Here is a 1047-nt window from a genome sequence, read left to right on the forward strand (position 1 = left end):
GCGCGAGGTCCGCGACGGCGTCATCGAGGCGTTCGGCGTGGAGCTGCACCCCGAGCCGGTGTGGGTGGGCTGCAGCATCTGAGCCGCCTCTCGCCACTGCGCCTCTCGCCACTGCGCCGCTCGCCGTGGCGCCGCTACCAGACCCTGTCCGTGACCACTGCCGCGTGGCACCCCGGCCCCCACCGATCCGGTTGACCCTGGCACGCTGGGGTATGGCCTCCTAGTGTTGACCCGGCCCGCCCCGCCCCATCCCGCGCGCCCGCTCCGGCGCCACAGTCCCATCTGGAGATTCGCCCGTGGACCTCTTCGCCTATCCGGTGTCGCTCGTCATGAAGTTCTGGCACTGGGTGCTCAGCTTCGTGTTCGACCCTGGTTCCGGGATCGCCTGGGTGGGCTCGGTGCTGCTGCTCGTGGTGACCGTGCGGCTGCTGCTCATGCGGTCGATGTACCGGCAGCAGTACTCCATGCGCAAGATGGCGCAGATCGCTCCCAAGATGAAGGAGCTGCAGAGCAAGTACAAGGATCGCAAGAGTCCCGAGGACCGCCAGGAGCAGGCCAAGGAGATGCAGGCGCTGTACGCGGACGCCGGCGTCAACCCCCTGGCCGGGTGCCTGCCGCTGCTCGTGCAGATCCCCGTGTTCCTCGGCCTGTACTACGTTCTGCTCAACTTCTCCCCGCGCGGCGTCTCGATCGAGGAGGCCTCCACCATGACCAACGGGGCGTTCGGCCCCGACCAGGTCGCCTCCTTCCTCAACGCCGAGATCTTCGGGGTGCCGCTCGCCTCCTACATCCGGATGCCGCAGGACGTCATGGACTCCCTGCACCCCGGGTTGGTGCGCGAGGACATCCTCGTCCTGGCCGTGCCGCTGTTCGTGCTCGCGGGCATCGCGACCTTCGTCAACATGTGGAACTCCTTCCGGCGGCAGAAGGCGGCCAAGGCGGCCGAGCAGGAGGCGATCGCCCGGGTGGAGGCCGAGGAGAAGGCAGGCGGGCCGGTCGTCGACGGGGAGGTCCTCGAGGTCGACGGGGAGAAGCCCGCGGACCCCG

At 69.1% G+C, this 1047-nt stretch carries 1 protein-coding gene; it reads left to right on the forward strand.

From position 1 onward, the window contains the following. Nucleotides 1–296: 296 nt before the first annotated feature. On the forward strand, nucleotides 297–1047 hold a 751-nt coding region (gene yidC / locus G6026_RS15985), incomplete at its 3' end, for a membrane protein insertase YidC (RefSeq protein WP_182613748.1).

Source organism: Dietzia sp. DQ11-38-2 (assembly GCF_014145055.1).
Classification (GTDB): Bacteria; Actinomycetota; Actinomycetes; order Mycobacteriales; family Mycobacteriaceae; genus Dietzia.